Origin of the sequence: Microbulbifer celer, from assembly GCF_020991125.1 — a bacterium.
GTDB lineage: Bacteria > Pseudomonadota > Gammaproteobacteria > Pseudomonadales > Cellvibrionaceae > Microbulbifer > Microbulbifer celer.
The window spans coordinates 2762501-2783410 of sequence record NZ_CP087715.1; the positions used below are offsets into that span (position 1 = coordinate 2762501).

The 20910-nt window shown below is 57.1% G+C and carries 16 protein-coding genes (1 of these 16 running past the window's edge); 5 read left to right on the top strand and 11 right to left on the bottom strand.

Features of this window, described 5'->3' with window-relative positions:
- From pssA to LPW13_RS11620, 4 genes are all read right to left on the bottom strand, one after another.
- Window positions 1–5, bottom strand: partial view of a CDP-diacylglycerol--serine O-phosphatidyltransferase gene (gene pssA / locus LPW13_RS11605; protein WP_230435562.1) — the 5' end (the start) only. 910 nt of this gene lie to the left of the window's left edge; 5 of the gene's 915 nt are visible here — the first part of the coding sequence; its start codon is at window positions 3–5; its stop codon lies beyond the left edge, outside the window.
- Window positions 6–125: 120 nt separating this feature from the next.
- Window positions 126–1151 carry a ketol-acid reductoisomerase gene (gene ilvC / locus LPW13_RS11610; protein ID WP_230435563.1) on the bottom strand — a complete coding sequence of 342 codons (1026 nt, stop codon included), beginning with the start codon at window positions 1149–1151 and terminating at the stop codon, window positions 126–128.
- A 71-nt stretch (window positions 1152–1222) separates the two neighbouring features.
- On the bottom strand, window positions 1223–1714 hold the full coding sequence (gene ilvN, locus LPW13_RS11615; protein WP_230435565.1) for an acetolactate synthase small subunit: 492 nt from the start codon (window positions 1712–1714) through the stop codon (window positions 1223–1225).
- Between the two features lie 15 nt (window positions 1715–1729).
- Window positions 1730–3466: an acetolactate synthase 3 large subunit gene (locus LPW13_RS11620; protein ID WP_230435567.1), complete on the bottom strand. Its 1737-nt coding sequence runs from the start codon at window positions 3464–3466 to the stop codon at window positions 1730–1732.
- A gap of 507 nt (window positions 3467–3973) precedes the next feature.
- Here LPW13_RS11620 and LPW13_RS11625 point away from each other — a divergent pair.
- On the top strand, window positions 3974–4453 hold the full coding sequence (locus tag LPW13_RS11625) for a DUF4124 domain-containing protein (protein WP_230435568.1): 480 nt from the start codon (window positions 3974–3976) through the stop codon (window positions 4451–4453).
- A 20-nt stretch (window positions 4454–4473) separates the two neighbouring features.
- On the opposite strand, the gene LPW13_RS11630 is transcribed toward LPW13_RS11625, so the two are convergent.
- The 5 genes from LPW13_RS11630 to rluD form a co-directional block, all read right to left on the bottom strand.
- Window positions 4474–7590, bottom strand: a complete 3117-nt coding sequence (locus LPW13_RS11630; protein WP_230435570.1) for an efflux RND transporter permease subunit — start codon at window positions 7588–7590, stop codon at window positions 4474–4476.
- Window positions 7591–7619: 29 nt separating this feature from the next.
- The gene (locus tag LPW13_RS11635) at window positions 7620–8816 is read right to left on the bottom strand and encodes an efflux RND transporter periplasmic adaptor subunit (protein ID WP_230435572.1); all 1197 of its coding nucleotides are present in this window, start codon (window positions 8814–8816) and stop codon (window positions 7620–7622) included.
- Window positions 8817–9041: 225 nt separating this feature from the next.
- On the bottom strand, window positions 9042–11648 hold the full coding sequence (gene clpB, locus LPW13_RS11640) for an ATP-dependent chaperone ClpB (RefSeq protein WP_230435574.1): 2607 nt from the start codon (window positions 11646–11648) through the stop codon (window positions 9042–9044).
- Between the two features lie 250 nt (window positions 11649–11898).
- Entirely contained in the window at window positions 11899–12660 is a 762-nt protein-coding gene (gene pgeF, locus LPW13_RS11645) for a peptidoglycan editing factor PgeF (RefSeq protein WP_230435576.1), read from the bottom strand.
- A 44-nt stretch (window positions 12661–12704) separates the two neighbouring features.
- Window positions 12705–13661 carry a 23S rRNA pseudouridine(1911/1915/1917) synthase RluD gene (gene rluD, locus LPW13_RS11650; protein ID WP_230435577.1) on the bottom strand — a complete coding sequence of 319 codons (957 nt, stop codon included), beginning with the start codon at window positions 13659–13661 and terminating at the stop codon, window positions 12705–12707.
- Between the two features lie 123 nt (window positions 13662–13784).
- Between rluD and LPW13_RS11655 the strand changes: the two genes are divergently transcribed.
- Window positions 13785–14729: an outer membrane protein assembly factor BamD gene (locus tag LPW13_RS11655; RefSeq protein WP_268932638.1), complete on the top strand. Its 945-nt coding sequence runs from the start codon at window positions 13785–13787 to the stop codon at window positions 14727–14729.
- 109 nt (window positions 14730–14838) lie between these two features.
- On the opposite strand, the gene LPW13_RS11660 is transcribed toward LPW13_RS11655, so the two are convergent.
- Entirely contained in the window at window positions 14839–16470 is a 1632-nt protein-coding gene (locus tag LPW13_RS11660) for an NAD+ synthase (protein ID WP_230435581.1), read from the bottom strand.
- 136 nt (window positions 16471–16606) lie between these two features.
- Between LPW13_RS11660 and LPW13_RS11665 the strand changes: the two genes are divergently transcribed.
- The 3 genes from LPW13_RS11665 (at window position 16607) to LPW13_RS11675 (ending at window position 20404) form a co-directional block, all read left to right on the top strand.
- The gene (locus LPW13_RS11665) at window positions 16607–18286 is read left to right on the top strand and encodes a sensor histidine kinase (RefSeq protein WP_230435583.1); all 1680 of its coding nucleotides are present in this window, start codon (window positions 16607–16609) and stop codon (window positions 18284–18286) included.
- Window positions 18287–18325: 39 nt separating this feature from the next.
- On the top strand, window positions 18326–19723 hold the full coding sequence (locus LPW13_RS11670; RefSeq protein WP_230435584.1) for a sigma-54-dependent transcriptional regulator: 1398 nt from the start codon (window positions 18326–18328) through the stop codon (window positions 19721–19723).
- 108 nt (window positions 19724–19831) lie between these two features.
- Complete coding sequence (locus LPW13_RS11675) at window positions 19832–20404, top strand: GspH/FimT family pseudopilin (protein ID WP_230435585.1); 573 nt, start codon at window positions 19832–19834, stop codon at window positions 20402–20404.
- Here LPW13_RS11675 and LPW13_RS11680 read toward each other — a convergent pair whose 3' ends face one another.
- Entirely contained in the window at window positions 20405–20851 is a 447-nt protein-coding gene (locus LPW13_RS11680) for a type IV pilin protein (RefSeq protein ID WP_277611198.1), read from the bottom strand. It lies immediately after the preceding gene.
- Between the last annotated feature and the right edge of the window lie 59 nt (window positions 20852–20910).

Consider the following 20910-nt stretch of genomic DNA (forward strand, 5'->3'; position numbering starts at 1 on the left):
CTCATAACGGCTCCGTATTAGGTTGTTCTGCCAGCGAGTGTACAGTGGCAGAGCGACAAAAAAAAAGCGGCGGGGCTGTGGAGCCCCGCCGCTTTTACCAACTCACCGCTATTGATTGCGGGTTATCAGCTGTTGCCTTCGGTCTTGTCGATGATCTTGTTGGCTTTGATCCAGGGCATCATCGAACGCAGTTTTGCGCCTACCTCTTCAATCTGGTGCTCACTACCGATGCGGCGCTCAGCCTTCAGGCGCGGCTGACCAGCCAGGGATTCCAGCATAAAGTCCTTGGCGAACTTACCGGTCTGGATGTCCTTCAGCACACGCTTCATTTCTGCCTTCGTCTCTTCGGTAACGATGCGGGGACCAGTGACGTAGTCACCGTACTCAGCGGTGTTGGAAATGGAGTAGCGCATATCCGCGATGCCGCCCTGATACATCAGATCAACAATCAGTTTCAGCTCGTGCAGACATTCGAAGTACGCCATCTCCGGCGCATAGCCCGCTTCGGTCAGGGTTTCAAAGCCCGCCTGAACCAGCGCGGAAACACCGCCACACAGTACCGCCTGCTCACCGAACAGATCGGTTTCGGTTTCCTCACGGAAGTTGGTTTCAATGATACCGGAGCGACCACCGCCGTTAGCGGAAGCATAGGACAGCGCCAGCTCTTTAGCGTTACCAGACGCATTCTGGTAAATGGCGATCAATGTCGGCACACCGCCACCTTCCAGGTAAGTGGAACGTACGGTGTGACCCGGGCCTTTCGGGGCGATCATGATCACGTCGACATCTTTCGGCGGTTCGATAAGCTCAAAGTGCACGTTGAAGCCGTGGGCAAATGCCAGTGCAGCGCCGGATTTCAGGTTGGGAGCAACCTGTTCACGGTAGACGGAAGCCTGATATTCATCCGGGGTCAGGATCATTACGGCATCGGCATCTTTTACGGCATCGGCGACTTCGGCCACACGCAGACCCGCCTTTTCCGCCTTCGCCCAGGATGAAGAGCCTTTACGCAGACCCACAACCACATTGCTCACACCGGAATCTTTCAGGTTATTCGCGTGAGCGTGGCCTTGGGAGCCGTAGCCAACGATGGCGACGGTTTTGGATTTGATCAGGGAAAGGTCACAGTCTTTATCGTAATAAACTTGCATAACTTACTTCCTACGTGTGTGTACTTAAAAGGTTTGACCCGCTGATTGGTCAGCGGTTGATTCATTGATTCTCAGACGCTGAGTACTTTCTCGCCGCGGGCAATTCCCGAGACGCCAGAGCGGACCACTTCCATGATCGTGTGCTCGCCCAGAGCCTGCAGAAAAGCATCGAGTTTCTCACTGGTACCGGAAATCTGTACCGTATACATGTTGCTGGTGACATCGACGATCTGACCGCGGAAGATATCAACACTGCGTTTGACCTCATCCCGCTGGGCACCCGTCGCGCGTACTTTGACCAACAGCAGTTCACGCTCGATATGAGCGCCCTCGGTAAGATCCACCAGCTTTACCACATCGATCAATTTGTTCAGATTCTTGGTGATCTGTTCAATCTTGTGGTCATTCCCGATGGTTGTCAGCGTCAGACGGGACAGGGTCTCATCTTCGGTTGGCGCAACAGTAAGGCTTTCGATGTTATAGCCTCGCTGTGAAAACAGACCAACCACACGGGACAACGCGCCGGGTTCGTTCTCCATCAGAACTGAAATGATTCTGCGCATTCTATTTACCTCCCTTTACGTCCGTTCCGTTTTACTGAGCCACATATCCCGCATGGAGCCAGTTGGCATAACCTGCATGGGATAGACGTGCTCCGACGGATCGACGTAAACGTCGATAAACACGGTGCGGTCCTTGATCGCAAAGGCCTCGGACAGCTTGTCGTGCAGCTCGTCGCGATGTTCGATCTTCATGCCCAGGTGTCCGTAAGACTCTGCCAGCTTGATAAAGTCGGGCAGAGACTCTTCATAGACACTGTTGGACAGGCGCCCTTCGTACTGCATTTCCTGCCACTGCTTCACCATGCCCAGAGCCTGGTTATTGAGACACAGGATTTTTACCGGCAGGTTGTACTGGGTCGCCGTGGACAGTTCCTGGATACACATCTGGATACTGCCCTCACCCGTTACACAGACCACCTCCGAGTCCGGGAATGCCATTTTCACCCCCAGCGCTGCCGGCAGGCCGAAGCCCATGGTGCCGAGGCCGCCGGAGTTGATCCAACGACGGGGCTTGTCGAACAGGTAATACTGGGCCGCAAACATCTGGTGCTGACCCACATCGGAGGTCACATAGGCATCACCTTCGGTGATCTGATGCACTGCACTGATCACTTCCTGCGGCATGATCATGTCGCCATCGGTGCGGTAGCGCGGGGCGGTGTACAGACCATGGCGCTCACGCCAGTCATCAATCTGACGCCACCAGTCGACGATAGCCGACTGATCCGGCAACTCTTTCGCGGCCTTGATCATCTCCAGCATTTCCTTCAACACCTGTTGCACGGTACCGACGATCGGCACATCTGCGGTGATGGTTTTGGAAATAGAGGCCGGATCCACGTCTACATGAATCACCTTGGCACCGGGGCAGAATTTACTCGGGGTATTGGTTACCCGGTCGTCAAACCGCGCACCGATCGCCAGAATCACATCCGCGTGGTGCATGGCCGTATTGGCCTCAAAGGTACCGTGCATGCCCAGCATGCCCAGGAAGCGCTTGTCAGTTCCCGGATAAGCACCCAGCCCCATCAGGGTATTGGTGACCGGGTAATTGAGGCGCTGGGCCAGCTCGGTCAGTAGCTCGGAGCCATCGCCCTGCACAACACCGCCGCCAGCGTAGATCACCGGACGCTTCGCCGACAGCAGCAGTGCAACTGCCTTGCGGATCTGGCCCGCGTGCCCTTTGCCCGCCGGCGTATAGGAACGCATGCGCAGCTTTTCCGGATACTGATACGGAAAACGCTCCACCGGATTGGTCACATCTTTGGGGATATCGACCACCACCGGACCGGGACGACCAGTAGTAGCGATATAAAACGCCTTCTTGATCACCTCGGGGATATCTTCAGCTTTCTTGACCAGGAAACTGTGTTTCACGATTGGCCGCGAGCAGCCCACCATATCGGTTTCCTGAAAGGCGTCTTCACCAATCTTATCCCTGGGAACCTGGCCGGAGATCACCACCATGGGAATCGAATCCATGTAGGCGGTGGCGATACCGGTGATGGCATTGGTGGCACCGGGGCCCGAAGTCACCAGCACCACACCGGGCCTACCAGTAGCTCGGGCATAGCCATCCGCAGAGTGCGTTGCCCCCTGCTCGTGACGCACCAGCACGTGCTTGATGCCCTTCTGCCGGAAGATGGCATCGTATATATGTAACGCCTGCCCACCGGGATAGCCGAAAATCAGATCTACCCCTTCATCCTGCAGCGCGCGAACCAACATATCGCCGCCGGAGAGTAATTCCACTTGAGCCCCCTCAAAATCTCAGAATATTAGGATCCGCATCATCCAGAACCAACAGAATAGCCGGTCCGAGCGAAAGCCAGACGGCGATTCTAAAGGAAAAGCGTGATAAATATCAGCCTTAAACGCAGATTTAACCCGTTTTTTAGGATAACTTAACGGTGACAGCAAACTGCGCGGAGCCCGCCCCATGCGGAAAAGGTCGTCAGCTCCAAGGCCTCCAGATGGGGAGGGCCTGCCCGGCAGGGGATGGCGGGCGCTTAACCCGCCGGTGAGAGAGTGCTTTCCACAGGGTGTTGTGGTGACATCTACTTCGCCGAGCGAACAACAAATTGTCCAGCTTGTGACCAGCGTGTCAATAGATGAAGGCAGATCTGACACACGTACAGACATCCCGTGACCGCTTTGCTGGACAAATTGTTAACTGGGTTGCGAGAAGCACACATCCCACCGTTACAATGGCAGCGGACAAACACAACAACACCTCAGATCAAAACAGGGATGCAGCCCATGCGCATTTTGATTGCGGCTCTGACTCTCAGCCTGGCAACGCTCACCCACGCCGATGGTATCTACAAGTGGGAAGATGAAAACGGCGTAATTCACTACGGTTCCCAACCGCCGAAAAAGCATCAGGTGGAAGTGGTTAAAAAACCCAAATCCAAGCGCTACAAACAATGGCAGGAAGAGCAGAATGCCCTCATCGCCAAGCAACAGCTTGCCACCGGTGCGAGCGCGGAAGACAAACCGCAGCCAGCGGACACCGCCCAACCAGAGCAAGAGCAGCAACAGGAGCAACCCGACAACACCAAGGCAGAGCTTGCTGCCCGCTCCCAGCGTTGTCGCAGTGCGCAGCAGCGCCTGCAGGAACTCGAATCCCACGCCCGGGTGCGCGAAGTTTCCGCAGACGGCAGCTATCGGGTATTACCGGAAGAGGAAAGGCAGGAGCGCATTCAGCGGACCCGACAAGTCCTCCAATCCAATTGCTGACCTGATTCCAGTCCTGTTCATCACTGGCCCGCAGACGGACTTGTGTCTGCGGCGCCCCGCCCGGATGCTCCCTCGCCTGCTTCCTGTTGCACACCATAATCCCGCCCCAGATACAGATACATCGCCGGCACCACAAACAGGGTAAACAGCGTACCGATAGTCATACCAGAGGCCACCACCAAGCCCATGGCAAAACGCGCACCGCCCCCCGGCCCTGCAGCAATCAGTAGCGGGACCATTGCCAGCACCAGAGAGGCGGTGGTCATCAGGATCGGGCGCAAACGGATGGAGGCCGCCTCTTCGATCGCCTTGCGCTTGCTGCGCCCCTGCAACTGCAACTGATTGGCGAACTCGACGATCAGAATACCGTGCTTGGAAATCACCCCGATCAGGGTTACCAGCCCGACCTGGGTGTAAATGTTCAGGGTAGTCAGTCCGAGACTGACAAAGATCATTGCCCCACACACACTCATGGGCACCGTCACCAGCATGATCAGTGGGTCGCGCCATGATTCGAACTGCGCGGCCAGCACCAGATAGATGACAACCAGTGCAAAGAAAAAAGTCAGCAGCAGGTCGGAGCCTTCATTTTTGAATTGGCGTGACTGGCCCGAGTAATCGGTGGAGTATTCTCGCGGCAGAATTTCCTCGGCCGCAGATTCCAATACCGCCAGCGCCTCGCCGAGGGGAATCCCCGGGCGCGGCACTCCGGAGATGGTCACCGCGTTCAATTGCTGAAAGCGCTTCAGCTGCTGGGGCTCTACGGTTTCCCGCAAGCGCACCAGCGTAGAAAGGGGGAGCAGGGTGCCGTCACCGGCGCGGATATAGTACTGCTTCAATTGATCCCCGCTGAGGCGGTCCGCCCGCACTACCTGGGGAATCACCTTGTAACTGCGGTTTTCCAGCGAGAAGCGATTGGTGTAAGCGCCGGACATCATTGCCCCCAGTTCCCGCGCCACATCCGCCATGGTCACGCCGATGGACGCGGCCTTGTCGCGGTCGATCACTACGGAAAAACGTGGCTTATCCAGCTTCAAATCTGAATCGAGAAAAATGAACTTGCGGCTCTCCAGTGCCCGCTCCATGATTTCATCGGCAAACCCGGCGAGGCTGGCAATGGGCTCGGTGGTGCCCACGACGAACTCCACCGGCAGGTTGCCACCGGCGGTAGGCAGGCTGGGCGGCACAAAAGTGGCGATTTTGAGGCCTGCGATCTGCGATACCTCATTGTTGATCAGCACCTGCATTTCATGGGTATCTTTGTCGCGCTTGTTCCAGGAAGACAACACGAAACCGGCAATAGCACTGTTGCTGCTGTCTCCAGACCCGCCCACGCCGTTCAGAAGAAACAGGTTTTCCACTTCCGGGTGACGGTCGCGCACGCCGTTGATTTCTTTGGTGTACTGCTCCATGTAGTCGATGGTAGCGAAAGAATCTGCGCTGGCGATGCCGAGTACAAACCCGCGGTCCTCCTTCGGTTCCAGTTCGCTGGGGGAGGTGATGAACAGGAAGTAGCAGCTGGCCAGCACGATCAAGCCAAACAGCAGGATCACCAGCCGATCATCCAGCGCACTGTGCAAGCGGCGGCGGTAACCGGATTCCAGCCCGTCCAGGCGCCGCTCCAGCCAGGCCTCGAAACGATTGCTGCGCTTGCCGTCCTGCGGCTTCAATACCTTAGCCGCCATCATCGGCGACAGCGTCAACGCTACCACCCCGGAAAGCAATACAGCACCGGCCAAGGAAAAAGCGAACTCCACAAACAGCGTGCCGGTCAGCCCACCGAGAAAACCGATAGGCAGATATACCGCAATCAGGGTGGTGGTCATCGCCACAATGGGCCAGGCCAATTCCCGCGCCCCGGTTAACGCCGCGTCCTGTGGCGACATCCCCTCCTCAATATGGCGATGCACGTTTTCCAGTACGATAATGGCATCGTCCACCACAATGCCGATGGCCAAGACCATGGCCAACAGGGTCAGAAGGTTGATGGAGAAGCCCATCAACAACATCAGGAACATGGCGCCGACCAGAGACAGGGGCACCGCCACCGCTGGAATGATCACGCTGCGCAGGGACCCCAGAAACAGGTAGATCACCACGATTACAATCAACACCGCCTCGGCGATGGTCTTGATCACTTCGTTGATGGAATCCTGGATATACTCGGTACTGTCGTAAGGGATATCACCGATCATCCCCTCGGGCAGCTGCGGGAAAATTTCCCCGTGCAGCTTTTCGCGCACATCGGCAATCACATCCAGCGCATTGGCATCCGGTGCAACCTCCACCGCGACAAAGGTGGCCGATCGCCCGTTGAAAGTGACCGAGGTATCGTAGGATTCGGACCCCAGCTCTACTTCGGCCACATCTTCAAGTCGCACCAGCTGATCGTCATCGGCACGTACCACCAGCCTGCGAAAGTCGGCTTCCGAGGCGATATCCGTATCTGCACGGATATCGATGGCCACCCGCGTACCCTTGGTTTTCCCCACCGCTGCCAGCACATTGTTTTGCCGCAGCGCGTTGCTCACATCACCCGGGGTAACGCCCTGGGCTGCCATGGCCTCCGGCCGCAGCCAGACACGCATGGCGAAGGTGCGGTTACCCAGCAGCGCGGCGCGCTGTACACCGGCAACGGTAGAAAGCTTGGGTTGGACCACCCGGGTGATGTAGTCGGTAATCTCGTTGTTATCCAGGATCTCCGAAGAAAACGACAGGTACATGGCGGCAATCGTCTCACCTACCGCGAGATCCACCGTGGAATCTTCAGATTCCTCCGGTAGCTCGTTGCGCAGCTTGTTCACCTTGGCCACGACCTGGGTGAGCACCTCGTTGGGATCGTAATCCAGACGCACGTAGGCCTGGATCACCGATATACCCTGCACACTGGTGGACACGATATAGTCGAGCCCGTCGGCACTGGCAATTTCCTGTTCCAGCGGCGTGGTGATAAAGCCCTGCACCAGATCCGAATCTGCCCCGACATACACGGTGGTGACGGTGATGACGGCATTTTCCAACTCCGGATACTGGCGCACATTCAACTCGGTGCTTGAGCGGAGGCCGAGCAGAAAAATAAACAGACTGACCACACAGGCCAGTACCGGTTTGCGAATAAAGATATCGGTAAAATTCACTCGGCATCCTTGCCTGATTTCGGCGACCGCTAACTGTTATCCGGTTTCGGTGCCAGCTGCTCCGGTGGCGGGTTTTCATTATTGATAATCACCGCGCCCTCGTTGCGCAGCTTGAGCAGTCCACTGGTTGCCACCTGCTCACCGGCTTGCACGCCCTCGGTTATCTCGATCAGATCACCGCGCACCTCTCCGGTTTTCACAAAGCGCTTTATGGCGATCCAGTCCGGAGGCTGCACTTCTTCCCCCTGACGGTTTATTGCCCCCTCATGGGCCTCTTTCCAGGCCGCTTTATCCGCTTTGCGTATGACAAAAATGGAATTGCCGTAGGGGGCGTAGCTGATTGCCGTGCGCGGCACCACGACGACAGTACGGAAGTTTTCCACTTTGACGGAAACATCCGCGAACATCCCCGGGCGCAACAACCGCTCGCTGTTTTCCAGTGTGGCCTGCAGGACAAAGGTTCGGTTGCGGGGATCAATGGCGGGGTTAATGGCGGTAATCCGCCCCTGGAACGTCTTCTCCGGAACGGCGGTCGCGGACAGTGCGATTTCCTGCCCCTGTTGCACGCGGGAAAAATCCCGCTCGGATAGAGAGAAATCCACAAAGATGGGTTGCAGTTGCTGCAGGGAAACTACTGCATCGCCCGGAGCCACATTCTGCCCCAGGTCGATCTGGCGAATACCCAGTTGACCGGAAAATGGTGCGCTGATGGTACGCTCGCGAATGGTGGCGCGCTGCACCGCCAGATTGGCCATCACCTGATCCTGGGTCGCCTGAGCCTGATCCAGTTCGCGCAGGGTGGCCACGCCTTTTTCATACAGGGCGGAAATACGTTTGAAATCCCGCTCCGCCAGACGCCGCTCCGCCTCCAGCACTTCGATCTGCGCGGTTTCCGGGGCGGCGGTCAGCTCCGCCAACACCGTGCCTTTTTCCACCTGCTGGCCGGATTCGAAATAGATGGCTTCAACTTCTCCCTGAGCCTGCGTGGTCACATTCACACCATTGACAGCGCGCACGCTGCCCACTGCGCTCAGGGTATTTTGCCAACGCTGTTGCTCTGCCGGTGCGGTAGTCACAGTAGCGGGTGGCAACGCCATGTTGTCCAGCGCCTGGTTCATCATGTAGCTGCCGAACATTTTGAACGCAAAAATACCGCCGAACACCAGCAGACAGCCCAACAGCATCCACAGCATGCGCCGGTTAAAAATCTGCCCTGCGAGTGCCATACATCAAATCCATTTGGGGATGACTACTTCGTAATAAAGTATGTGGCGGTAACGCCGCCGGGTATCCGCTTGTGGGATACGAGCTAGGCGCACCCCACTCAACCCAGCCCAGCCGTTCCATGTGTTCACGGCGCTTTCGGTCCAAGGGGCCCAGCAAAAACATCCTGTTTTTGCTGGTATCACAAATGAATACCCGGCACCGCTACCTTCGCGAAAACCTCGGCTCTATTTACTGAAAACCGCCCTGTCTCCTTCCAGTGATGCGTGAATGGTATCCCCCGGAGCAAATTTTCCGGAAAGCACATCCTGCGCCAGCGGATTCTCCAGCCACATCTGGATCGCACGCTTCAGCGGTCGTGCGCCGTATACTGGATCAAAACCAACATCCGCAAGTTTGTTGAGCAGCTCCTCGGAGACTTCCAACTTCAGGTCCCGCTCCAACAATCGCTTGTGCAGATTCTGCAGCTGGATTTCCGCAATGGAGCGCACTTCGGCGCGGTCCAGCGGATGGAAAACCACGACTTCATCGATGCGGTTGATAAACTCGGGGCGGAAATGTTCTCCCACCACGTCCATCACCGCCGCCTTCATCTGACGGTAGTGGATTTCGCTGTCCACCTCGTCATCGTCACGAGCGCTGGCGTATTTCTGGATCAGGTCTGATCCAAGATTAGACGTCATTACCACCACGGTGTTACGGAAGTCGACGGTCCGACCCTGGCCATCGGTCAGACGACCATCTTCCAGTACCTGCAACAGAATATTGAAAACGTCGGGGTGCGCTTTTTCCACCTCATCCAGCAACAGTACCGAATAAGGTTTGCGCCGTACTGCTTCGGTGAGATAACCGCCTTCCTCATAACCAACATAGCCGGGAGGCGCACCGATCAGCCGCGCGACGGAGTGCTTCTCCATAAACTCAGACATGTCGATGCGCACCATGGCATCTTCGGTGTCGAATAAAAACTCCGCCAGTGCCTTGCACAGTTCGGTTTTACCCACACCGGTGGGACCGAGAAACAGGAAGGAGCCATTCGGCCGATTCGGGTCCGAAAGCCCCGCGCGAGAACGGCGCACGGCATTGGACACCGCCTCCACGGCTTCGCCCTGGCCGATGACGCGGTCGTGCAGGGCATCCTCCATTTTGAGGAGTTTTTCCCGCTCGCCCTCGAGCATTTTAGACACCGGGATTCCGGTCCAGCGGGCAACCACTTCCGCCACCTCTTCGTCGGTAACGCGATTGCGCAACAGTTGATTCTCACTATCGTTACTGGTGTCCGACGCCAGTTTCAACTGTTCCTCCAGTTGCGGGATAACGCCGTACTGCAACTCTGACATGCGCGTCAGGTCGCCTGCGCGGCGCGCGGCATCCATATCCAGTTTGGCCTGCTCCAGCTTGTTCTTCACATCTGCACTGCCGGCTAATTTGGCTTTTTCCGCCTTCCAGATTTCCTCCAGGTCTGCGTACTCTTTTTCGATCTTGTCGATATCTTCTTCGAGCTTTTCCAGACGTTTTTTCGCCGCATCATCGTCTTTGTCTTTCTTTACCGCCTCTCGCTCGATCTTGAGCTGAATCAAGCGACGATCAAGCTTATCCATTTCCTCCGGCTTGGAATCGATCTCCATGCGGATACGGCTGGCGGCTTCATCGATCAGATCGATGGCCTTGTCCGGTAACTGGCGATCGGTGATATAGCGCTGGGACAGTTTGGTGGCGGCAATAATGGCGGAGTCGGTAATATCTACGCCGTGGTGCACTTCGTAGCGTTCTTTCAGGCCGCGCAAAATGGCGATGGTATCTTCTTCCGTGGGTTCATCCACAAGTACCTTCTGGAAACGACGTTCCAGTGCCGCATCTTTTTCAATGTACTTTCGATACTCGTCCAGGGTGGTGGCACCGACGCAGTGCAACTCACCGCGCGCCAGTGCGGGTTTCAACATATTACCCGCATCCATCGCCCCTTCGGCTTTACCGGCACCGACCATGGTATGCAGCTCGTCGATAAACAGGATGACGCGCCCTTCCTGTTTGGAGAGTTCGTTCAATACCGCCTTCAGGCGCTCTTCAAATTCGCCACGGAATTTCGCGCCGGCCAACAGGGAACCGAGATCCAGCGACAGCAATCGCTTGTCTTTCAGTCCTTCGGGCACTTCGCCATTTACGATACGCTGGGCGAGACCTTCAACGATGGCCGTTTTGCCCACACCGGGCTCACCGATCAGTACCGGATTGTTTTTGGTGCGGCGCTGCAGTACCTGAATGGTGCGGCGGATTTCATCGTCGCGACCGATGACGGGATCCAGCTTGCCGGACTCAGCGCGGGCCGTTAGGTCCATGGTGTACTTGTCCAGCGCCTGACGGGCCTCCTCCGCCTGCGGGTCGTTGACCTTCTCATCACCGCGCACTTTGGTAATCGCGTCCTGCAGATGTTTCAGATCACCATGGGCGTTGAGGATTTTAGAAACTTCGCCCGCGGCAGTATCGAATGCCGCCAGCAGTACCGTTTCGCTGGAAATAAAGCTGTCGCCATTTTTCTGCGCTTTTTTGTCTGCCAGATTGAACAGGCGCATCAGCTCCTGGGACATTCCCACATCACCGGTGGGTGTGCCTACGGTAGGCAGACTGTCGAGGCGTTTCGCCAGATCATTGCGCAGGCCGTTCAGATTGAAGCCGGCCTGATTGAGAAATGCGGTGACGCTGCCATTGGGTTGATCCAACAATGCCTGCAGCAGGTGTTCCGGATAAATCTGGTTGTGGTCGCGACCGACGGCGATGGATTGTGCGTCGGCAATGGCGGCCTGTAACGGGTTGGTCATTCGGTCGATGCGCATGGTTCTGTTGCCCTCTCCTGATCATTAGCCCGCCGCCCAAAGAAAAAGGCGACGCGCGGGGACGCAATGACGAATACAGTCTAGTGCTGATCAGTAATTTGCGGGCAAGTGGCGGGTTTTCAAGCTGCTGATAGGTTAGTGGATGCGCCGCGCTTATCCACCCTGCGGTGAGAGCGGGGGATCAGAAGTGTAGGGTAGACTAGCGCAGCGCATCTATCTTTTACCGCAAGCCCGCATCAAAGGAGATGGCCTATTCAAGCCAGATCAAAGACGCCATCCGCCCGGTATCCCCATCCCGTCGGTAAGAAAAGAACTCGAGTTCTTCCGTCACGGTACAACGGTCACCACCAAAGATCTCGGTAACCCCTAGCTCGTGCAGTTCCGCACGCCCCAGCGCATAGATATCCGCCAGGAAGTGCAGCGGTTTTCTGGTGTGGGGCACAAAGCATTTTGAAATCGCTTCGGCGTGGGATTCGCTCATAGCAGATTCAAACGCCGCTTCCAGTACATCCACGCCACACTCGAACGCCTGGGGACCGATGGCGGGGCCAAGCCATACCAGCAGCTCCTCGGGTTTACTCTCCAGCGCAGCAATGGTCGCGCGGATCACTCCGCCACATAGTCCTTTCCACCCGGCGTGAATCGCCGCCACTTCACTGCCATTGCGATTGCACACCAGCAGAGGCAGACAATCCGCCGTCAGCACGGCACAGACCACGCCCCGGTCTCGGGTAAAACTGGCATCGGCAGTGCGCACCTGGCCATCGCCTTTTGCTTCCACTGCCTTGTCGCTGTGAATCTGTTCCAACCACTGCGGTGCATTGGGCAGTTTCAGTTCCCGCTGCAGCCGGGCGCGGTTGGCCGCGACGGCGTCCGGGTCATCCCCGACGTGGTCTCCCAGATTGAACGCGGCATAGGCGCCTGCACTGTGTCCGCCGTGGCGCAGGGTAAAACATGCCCGCACACTTGCCGGTGCTGGCCAGTCGGGCTTCAGATAGTGATCGGCAGACATGGTGTTTCCTTATGGTTCCTTTTCCTGAACACGCATTGATGACTTTAATGACTTTCTGCCCGCAGCAGTACGAGCAGGTCCAGCATATCTTTCGGTATCGGTGCCGACCAGTGCATGGGCTCGGCAGTTGCCGGGTGAATCAATGCCAGCTCTGCCGCGTGCAAGGCCTGGCGGGGGAAATGCTGCAGGGCTTCGATCAGCTCTGCAGTAGCACCGGCCGGCAGCTTGTTACGCCCACCATACAGCGGATCTCCCACCAGCGGATGATGGATATGCGCCATATGCACACGGATCTGATGGGTGCGGCCGGTTTCCAGCTGGCAGCGGACCAGCGTGTGACCGGGAAAGCGCTCCTGCAGGCGGTAGTGAGTAATCGCTTCCTTACCGCCATCCCCCTTCACCACGGCCATTTTCAGGCGGTTCTGGCGATGACGACCGATGGGTGCCTCCACGGTACCCCCGCCACTCAGGGTACCCAGAACGATGGCATCGTACTGACGGCTCACGGTACGCGCTTTGAGCTGGTCTACAAGATCGGTCTGGGCCTGAAGGGTCTTCGCCACGACCATCAACCCACTGGTGTCTTTGTCCAAGCGATGCACAATTCCTGCCCGTGGGATATTCTGCTGGCTCGCACTGTGGGCCAGCAGGCCGTTGAGCAGGGTGCCATCAGGATTGCCGGCAGCGGGGTGCACCACCAGGCCAGCCGGTTTGTTGATTACCAGCAGACTGTCATCTTCATACACCACATCCAGGTCCATGGGCTGGGCCTCCCAGTCCCCCTGGGGCTCCATTTCGGCGCGTAATTGCAGCTGTTCACCGCCAAACAGCTTATCTTTAGGCTTGGCCGAGCGGCCATCGACGGTGAGTTGACCGCCCTTTATCCAGTTTTGCAGACGCGCGCGTGAATAGTCAGGGATCAAATCCGCTGCGATCTGGTCAAACCGATGTCCGGCACATTCTGCCGGCACTTTGATATCGATATGTATTTGATTGCTCATTGGGTACTGGTACTTTGGGCTGGCGGGGCTGTATGGTTAAATAGCTGCCCTTCGGCTCCCGGTGAATTTTGATGGGCAGCTAGTTTAATAAGGTTGAGTCAAATAATGATAGAGCGAGGGGCCATGAGGTCTTGGAATGGGCAAGCCTGGAAAACTCTGTGTCTGGCAATTCTGGCAATGTTTGTCGTTTCCTGTGCCAGCACCGACGAAGAGGAAGAGGGGCTGCCCACGGGCAACCGCACCGAACAAGCGTTCTACGAGGCGGCCCAGCGTCAGTTGCGTTCCAGCCAGTGGGAACTGGCAATCAAGAACCTGCGCGCGCTGGAAGACAATTTCCCGTTCGGCACCTACGCCGAGCAGGCCCAGCTGGAGCTGATCTACGCCTACTACCGCGACTATCAGAACGATGCAGCGATCAGTGCAGCGGATCGCTTTATCCGCCTGCATCCGCAGCACCGCAACGTGGATTATGCCTATTATATGAAGGGTTTGGCATCCTTTACCGAGGGCAGCGGGCTGTTTGAGCGTTTTCTGCCCACGGATATGACCCGTCGTGACCCGGGCTCCGCGCGTGAGTCCTTCGCCTACTTCTCCCAGCTGATGGCGCGCTACCCGGAAAGCCGCTACGCTCCGGACGCACAGAAGCGCATGATCCACCTGCGCAATCTGCTGGCCCGCTACGAGATCCACGTGGCCAACTACTACTTCAAGCGCGGTGCCTACCTGGCATCCGCCAATCGCGGTCGCTATGTGGTCGAGAACTTCCAGCAGACTCCGGCGGTTCCGGATGCGCTCGCCGTGATGGTGCAGTCCTATAACCTGCTGGATATGCCGCAGCTGGAGTCCACCTCGCTGGCGGTATTGCGCACCAACTATCCCCATCATCCGGTGTTTCGCGATGATGGCACCTTCAACTACCGGTATTACGTGGGCGCCAAGGACCGCAGCGTGCTGCACTGGGTAACCCTCGGCCTGTTCGAGAAGGAAGATCCGCGCGGCTTTGACAGCCGGGAGCTGTACAACGCCGAATACCGGCCAGAAGATGCGCCACTGCCCCCGGAGCTGTGATTTTCTGTTCCGTTGAACGCGAAAAGGCCCCGCTGCGCAAGCTGCGGGGCCTTTTTTGTAGCTCTCTGTTGTACCTCTCGTGCCCGCCGGCAAGGCAGGCAGTGAATGCTTACTCGCCCGCCTTCCAGCCATTGGTGATCGGGTAACGACGATCGCGGCCGAATCCACGCTCGGAGATACGTACCCCAACCGCCGCCTGACGGCGTTTGTATTCATTGCGATCCACCAGGCGCACCACCCGCATCACGGTGGCTTCATCAAAACCTTTGGCAATGATATCCGCCGCGCTCAGATCCAGGTCGATATACAGGCGCAGGATTTCATCCAGCACCTCGTAGGGCGGCAGACTGTCGGAATCCACCTGGTCCGGCGCCAGCTCTGCGCTGGGTTCGCGGGTGATGACCGTTTCCGGGATCACTTCAGATACCGTGTTGCGGTAACGAGCGAGCTCGTACACGAGAATCTTCGGCACGTCCTTGAGCGCGTTGTAGCCGCCGACCATATCACCATAGAGTGTGGCGTAGCCTACCGCCAGTTCACTCTTGTTGCCGGTGGTGAGTACCATCGCGCCTTTTTTGTTGGAAATTGCCATCAGCAACATGCCGCGGGCACGGGCCTGAAGGTTCTCCTCGGTGGTATCCCGTTCACTGCCAGCGAACTCACTGGCCAGCGCCCTCATGCTGGCATCGAAGATGCCCTCGATACTGATGACACGATAGTGAATACCAAGCCGATGCGCCTGATCCGCGGCATCGTTTTTGGACAGATCCGAGGTATATCGGAATGGCATCATGACCGCCTCGACCCGGTCCGGGCCCAGGGCATCCACGGCAATCGCCAGTGTCAGCGCTGAATCGATACCACCAGAGAGCCCCAGTACCACACCATTGAAGCCGTTTTTATTAACGTAGTCCCGCACGCCCAGCACCAGTGCCTGGTAGACGGAAGCGAGCCCGTCGAGGGGCTTGGCGTCATTGCCGGGCTTCAGGCTGACCTTACCATTGCCGTCGGCAGATACCGTCACTGGCAGCAGGCTCTCCACAAACTCCGGGGCCCGTGCCCGCAGCTCCCCGTCTGCATCCACAGCAAAGGAACCCCCATCGAACACCAGCTCATCCTGGCCGCCTACCGAGTTCACATACACAATGGGCATCTTGCCCATCTTCGCCTGCCCTGCCAGTAACTTCAGCCTCTCCTGGGCCTTGCCGCGGTGGAAAGGCGACGCATTCAAATTCAGCATCAGTTTGGCCCCGGCGCGCTCGGCCTGGGCAACCGGCTCCGGGTGCCAGATGTCTTCGCAGATGGTAATGGCGGTGGGAATCCCCTGGATATCCACCACACAGGCCTGCTCCCCCGGCACGAAATAACGCAGCTCATCGAATACCTGGTAGTTCGGCAGCTTCTGCTTCGCATACTCGGCAACCAGCTCCCCACCCTGAATCAGGCCCGCCATATTCAATACAGTGCCGGCCACCACCCGCGGATACCCAATCAGTACGGCACAGGGCAACTCAGCCTGCTTCAACTGCTTCAATGCGGCATCGATTCGCTTCTGCATACTGGGGCGCAGCAACAGGTCTTCCGGTGGATAGCCGCTCAGGGTCAGCTCCGGGAACAGAACCAGGTCCGCACCGTGCTCCCGGTGCGCCCTGCGCGCAACTTCGACTACCTGGTCGGTGTTACCGGGAATATCTCCCACCAGCAGATTGATTTGCGCCAGCACTAGCTGCAAAGTAGACATCTTTATACCCCATTGGATCGAGGCGGCTATTGTAGCGACCCCGCCTGTACGCACAACCTGCGCGGCGTCCGCTCGGGGTCTCGGACATGAAACTCCGTCATCAAACACCGTGATAAAACAATAACGAGTGCACCCAGTGACCACGCATGCAGTACCGGATAGTGCCCCGGGCACGATATCAGATACCACCGCCGCAAAGGCCGGTGATGACAACACTGCCGGCCACACACATGAATTCCAGACAAGTTTACGCTTCCGCCAGCGCGACCTGTTACGTATTTATGCTTGGTATCGGGTCGTTATTGGTCTCGTCCTGCTCGGATTATTTGCTTCCGGTATCAGCCGCGGTACCGTCGGTACACTTTTCCCAACCCTCTACCTCAACACAGCCATTACCTACGCCGTACTCAATGTAGCCTGGCTGGGCTACCTGTTTGTGCGCGGCTTTCACACCACGCCGCTGCGGATCGTCTGTATCTTCAGCTGTGACATCCTCACCTTCCTGCTCCTGATTCAGGCCAGCGGTGGTCTGGACTCGGGGGTTGGATATCTGCTGCTCACCACCTGTGCGGTGGGCTCATTGCTGCTGGATCGCCGGATGGGTGCTTTTCTTGCAGCCATCACCAGTATCGCGGTCATCAGCCAGCAGCTGATCGGATTGGTGACAGGCTTTGCCGAGACCCAGGACATCGTGTCTGCCGGCAGCCTCGGTATCCTGTTGTTTACCTGCGTCAGTGCACTGCAGTACCTCTCCACCCACATTCGCCTGGCCAACCGCAAAGCGGAAGCCCAGAGCCGCCAGGCAGCGCACCTGCAGCGGCTGACCCAACAGATCGTCGCACAGATGCGCACTGGCGTTCTGGTGTTAAATGACAGCGGCAATGCGGAGCTCGCCAACAGGGCGGCACAGCAGATGCTGGGTAGCCACCGCTCGGCCAGCGGCGAACTGAGCCCCGTCCTCCGGCGCGACCTTGCCGGCCTGCTTGCACAGCAAGACAGGCACACCGGCACCATCCACGGTGCCGGCCACAGCAAGTTGCGCGCGAGCTACACCACACTGCCGCGGGGACGCGGCAGTGACAGCACGCTGATATTTCTGGAGGACAGCCGCAAGCTCGCACAGGAAGCCCAACAATTAAAACTCGCATCCCTCGGCCGCCTGACCGGCTCCATCGCCCATGAAATCCGCAACCCATTGGGTGCCATCAGTCACGCCGCACAGCTGTTGGCAGAATCCGACGCTATTGCAGAAGAGGATCGCCAGCTTACAGATATCATTGGCAGGCACAGCCAGCGGGTGAACCAGATTATAGAAAACGTCATGCTGCTTTCCCGTCGCCAGGCAGCGGTCACTGAGCGCCAGGACCTCTGTCAGTGGCTCCCACTGTTTGTTGAGGATTTTTGTGTGGGTATACCGGAAACTGCCCGTGTTTCCCTGTCACTGCCGGATTCACCGGTTTTCGCACGCTTCGATCCCAATCAATTTGGCCAGGTGCTCACCAACCTGTGCCAGAACGCTCTGCGGCATTCATTCAATGCCACCGGTATTCACGAAGTGGAAATATGTGCCAGCTATATTGCCGAGCGCCAGTGCGCGCGACTGGACGTGCTGGACCGCGGTCCCGGAGTACCGGCTGAGCATCAGGACAAAATTTTCGAACCATTTTTTACTACCGACTCCTCCGGTGCCGGGCTCGGACTCTATATTGCGCGGGAACTCTGTGAAGCCACCAGAGCCAACCTCTACTTTTGTCGCAATCAGGACAAACGCAGCTGCTTCAGAGTAGAATTCGCCAATGCCGAACAGGTTTTCTAATCAGAAAGTTAATAGAAATAAAATCCCAATAAGAAGATTATGGCCGGAAGCCAACCTCTAGCACTCGTCGTCGACGACGAGCCCGATATCTGCGAACTGCTGACGATGACTCTGAGCCGGATGGACGTACGCACTGACATCGCCATGTCCGTGACGGAGGCCAAACGGCGTTTGGCGGAAAAGCAGTACGATTTCTGCCTCACGGACATGCGCCTGCCGGACGGTGATGGACTCGAGCTGGTAAAGGACATCCAGCAGCGCCCCCTGGATCGGGCTCTGCCGGTGGCAGTGATCACCGCACACGGCAATATGGATACCGCCGTCGCCGCTCTGAAACTGGGTGCGTTCGATTTCGTCAGCAAACCGATCAATCTCAAACCCCTGCGTGCGCTGGTTCAGCTGGCATTGCGCCTCGGGGAAGAAAAACGCTCACCGCAGACCGAGTGGCATGCCCTGCTTCAGGGACAGACTCTTGAAACCCGGAAGCTTCAGGAACATATAGAACAGCTCTCACGTACGGATGCACCAATTCATATTCGCGGAGAGCACGGCGCGGGTAAAGAGCTGGCAGCACGGGAGATTCATCGATTCAGCCCCAGGTCAAGCGCCCCCTTTGTCGTCGTCAATTGCAGCGCCGAAGACCCAGCCGAACTCGAACACAGCCTGTTTGGCAACCACACAGAAGGCCCAGAATCCGGCCCCCTGATGGCTGCCAACGGCGGCACACTATATCTCGATGACATCACCGAGCTGCCTGAGGCACTGCAGGCAAAACTTTTGCAGTGCATTCAAAACAAAAAGATTTACTCACCCAGTGCCAACCGGGAACATGCGCTGGATCTTCGCATTATCAGTGCCACCCACAAAAGTCTGGTGGATGCGGCCACAGCTCACCGGATACGCAGCGATCTCTATTTCCGGCTCAATGTCATCGAACTGGTAGTTCCACCACTGAGAGAGCGCCAGAAAGACATCCCCATGCTGGCCAGAAGTGTTTTGCGAGAGGTGGCAGCATCCTCAGGTAACCCAACGCCCCGAATCACTCAGGACGCCCTCAACACTCTGCAGAATTATTCCTTCCCCGCCAACCTGAGGCAACTGGAAAACATTCTGCAAAGAGCCTTCGCGCTCTGCGATGGCAGAACAATCAGACCGGAAGATTTACAACTGGACCCGGTCTCAGCAAAGCTGCATGAAAATTCCGGATTAATGGAAGAGGCAGACGGTGTCAGGCTGGGGGGCAATGATATGTACCCCGGTCAGTTCTCATCTTCAACGTTTGAATCGCTGGATGAATTCCTGCAGGACATCGAGAAAAAGGCGCTGGAAAAAGCGCTGGAAGAAACCCGCTGGAACAGGACGGCGGCGGCGCAGAAGTTGGGGATCAGCTTTCGGTCTTTACGGTATCGGCTGAAGAAACTGGATATGGAAGATTAGCAGGCTGCCAGCCCCAAAATCAGCACGATCGTACTGTAATGGACTGTGATTGGCTTCTCAAAAATCCCTGATATGCTGAGGCGCACTCAAGGATGAGGAAGCCACGCCATGCAACGTCAACCGGGATTTACCATACTAGAGCTAATCATCACCGTTACGATCCTTGCCATCGTAATCTCCCTGGCCGTACCTCCCATGGGGGAGTTTGTGCGACGCTACCGCAGTGAGGCAAAAGCCCGCGAGCTGTTTGACTTAGTGATTCTCATGCGAACCCGGGCCTATAGCGAGCAGCAGAGATACACCCTTTGCCCGCGGGGTATTGATGCAAGCTGCGGAAACGACTGGTCGTCAGGCGCCATTCTGTTCGCCGACCCGGATGGGGATGGGGAGAGGGACACCGGCGAGACGATAGAGAAAATATTCTCGGGTGCCGATTCCGGGGGCTCCCTCCGTTGGAGGGCCTTCAATAATTCCGGCTATATCACTTTTCGCCCAGATGGTACTACCCCCGCGCAAAGTGGACATTTTGCGTACTGTCCACCCAGCGGAGAGGAAGAGATCGGCTGGACGATCATCCTGAACGCCATCGGCCGCCCCTATGTCGGTAAAGACAAGGACGGTGATGGAGTGCGGGAAACAGGTCGCGGGGACAACCTCAGTTGCGCAACAGCACCCGGCTGATCAGCTACAGGATTTACTCCAGCACATATCGCTGGCACCAAATTTCCCATCATCCCCTCGATCCCAGCCTTTCTCGCCGGTTGATCTCAGAAGGAGATTGCCATCATCCGCTTGCGCGCCCTTTGCCTGCGCCTGTAAATCATAAGAACCGCCGTCATTAGCGACGATCGCCCGCAAATTATAATACTTGGTACCGCCGTCCAATGGAGCTTCGGTGGCAAAGATCTGCGGAACATTGTTATTGTCAGCCGCACCGGTATAGGTACCATTCTCGGTAAAATACTGCTCCATCGCCTGCGCCAGCCCCATCAGCGCCCCCTGCGCATCCGCGCGACGAGAAGCCTGCACATGGTCCTGATAGGAAGGCCAGGCAATCCCCGCGAGGATACCGATGATTGCCACTACAATCATCAGCTCAATCAAGGAAAACCCATGCTGTTTTTTCATACGTGTGTCCAACTTTTTTCTCAATTCTGTCTGGATATCCGGTGTCACTGATGCAACGC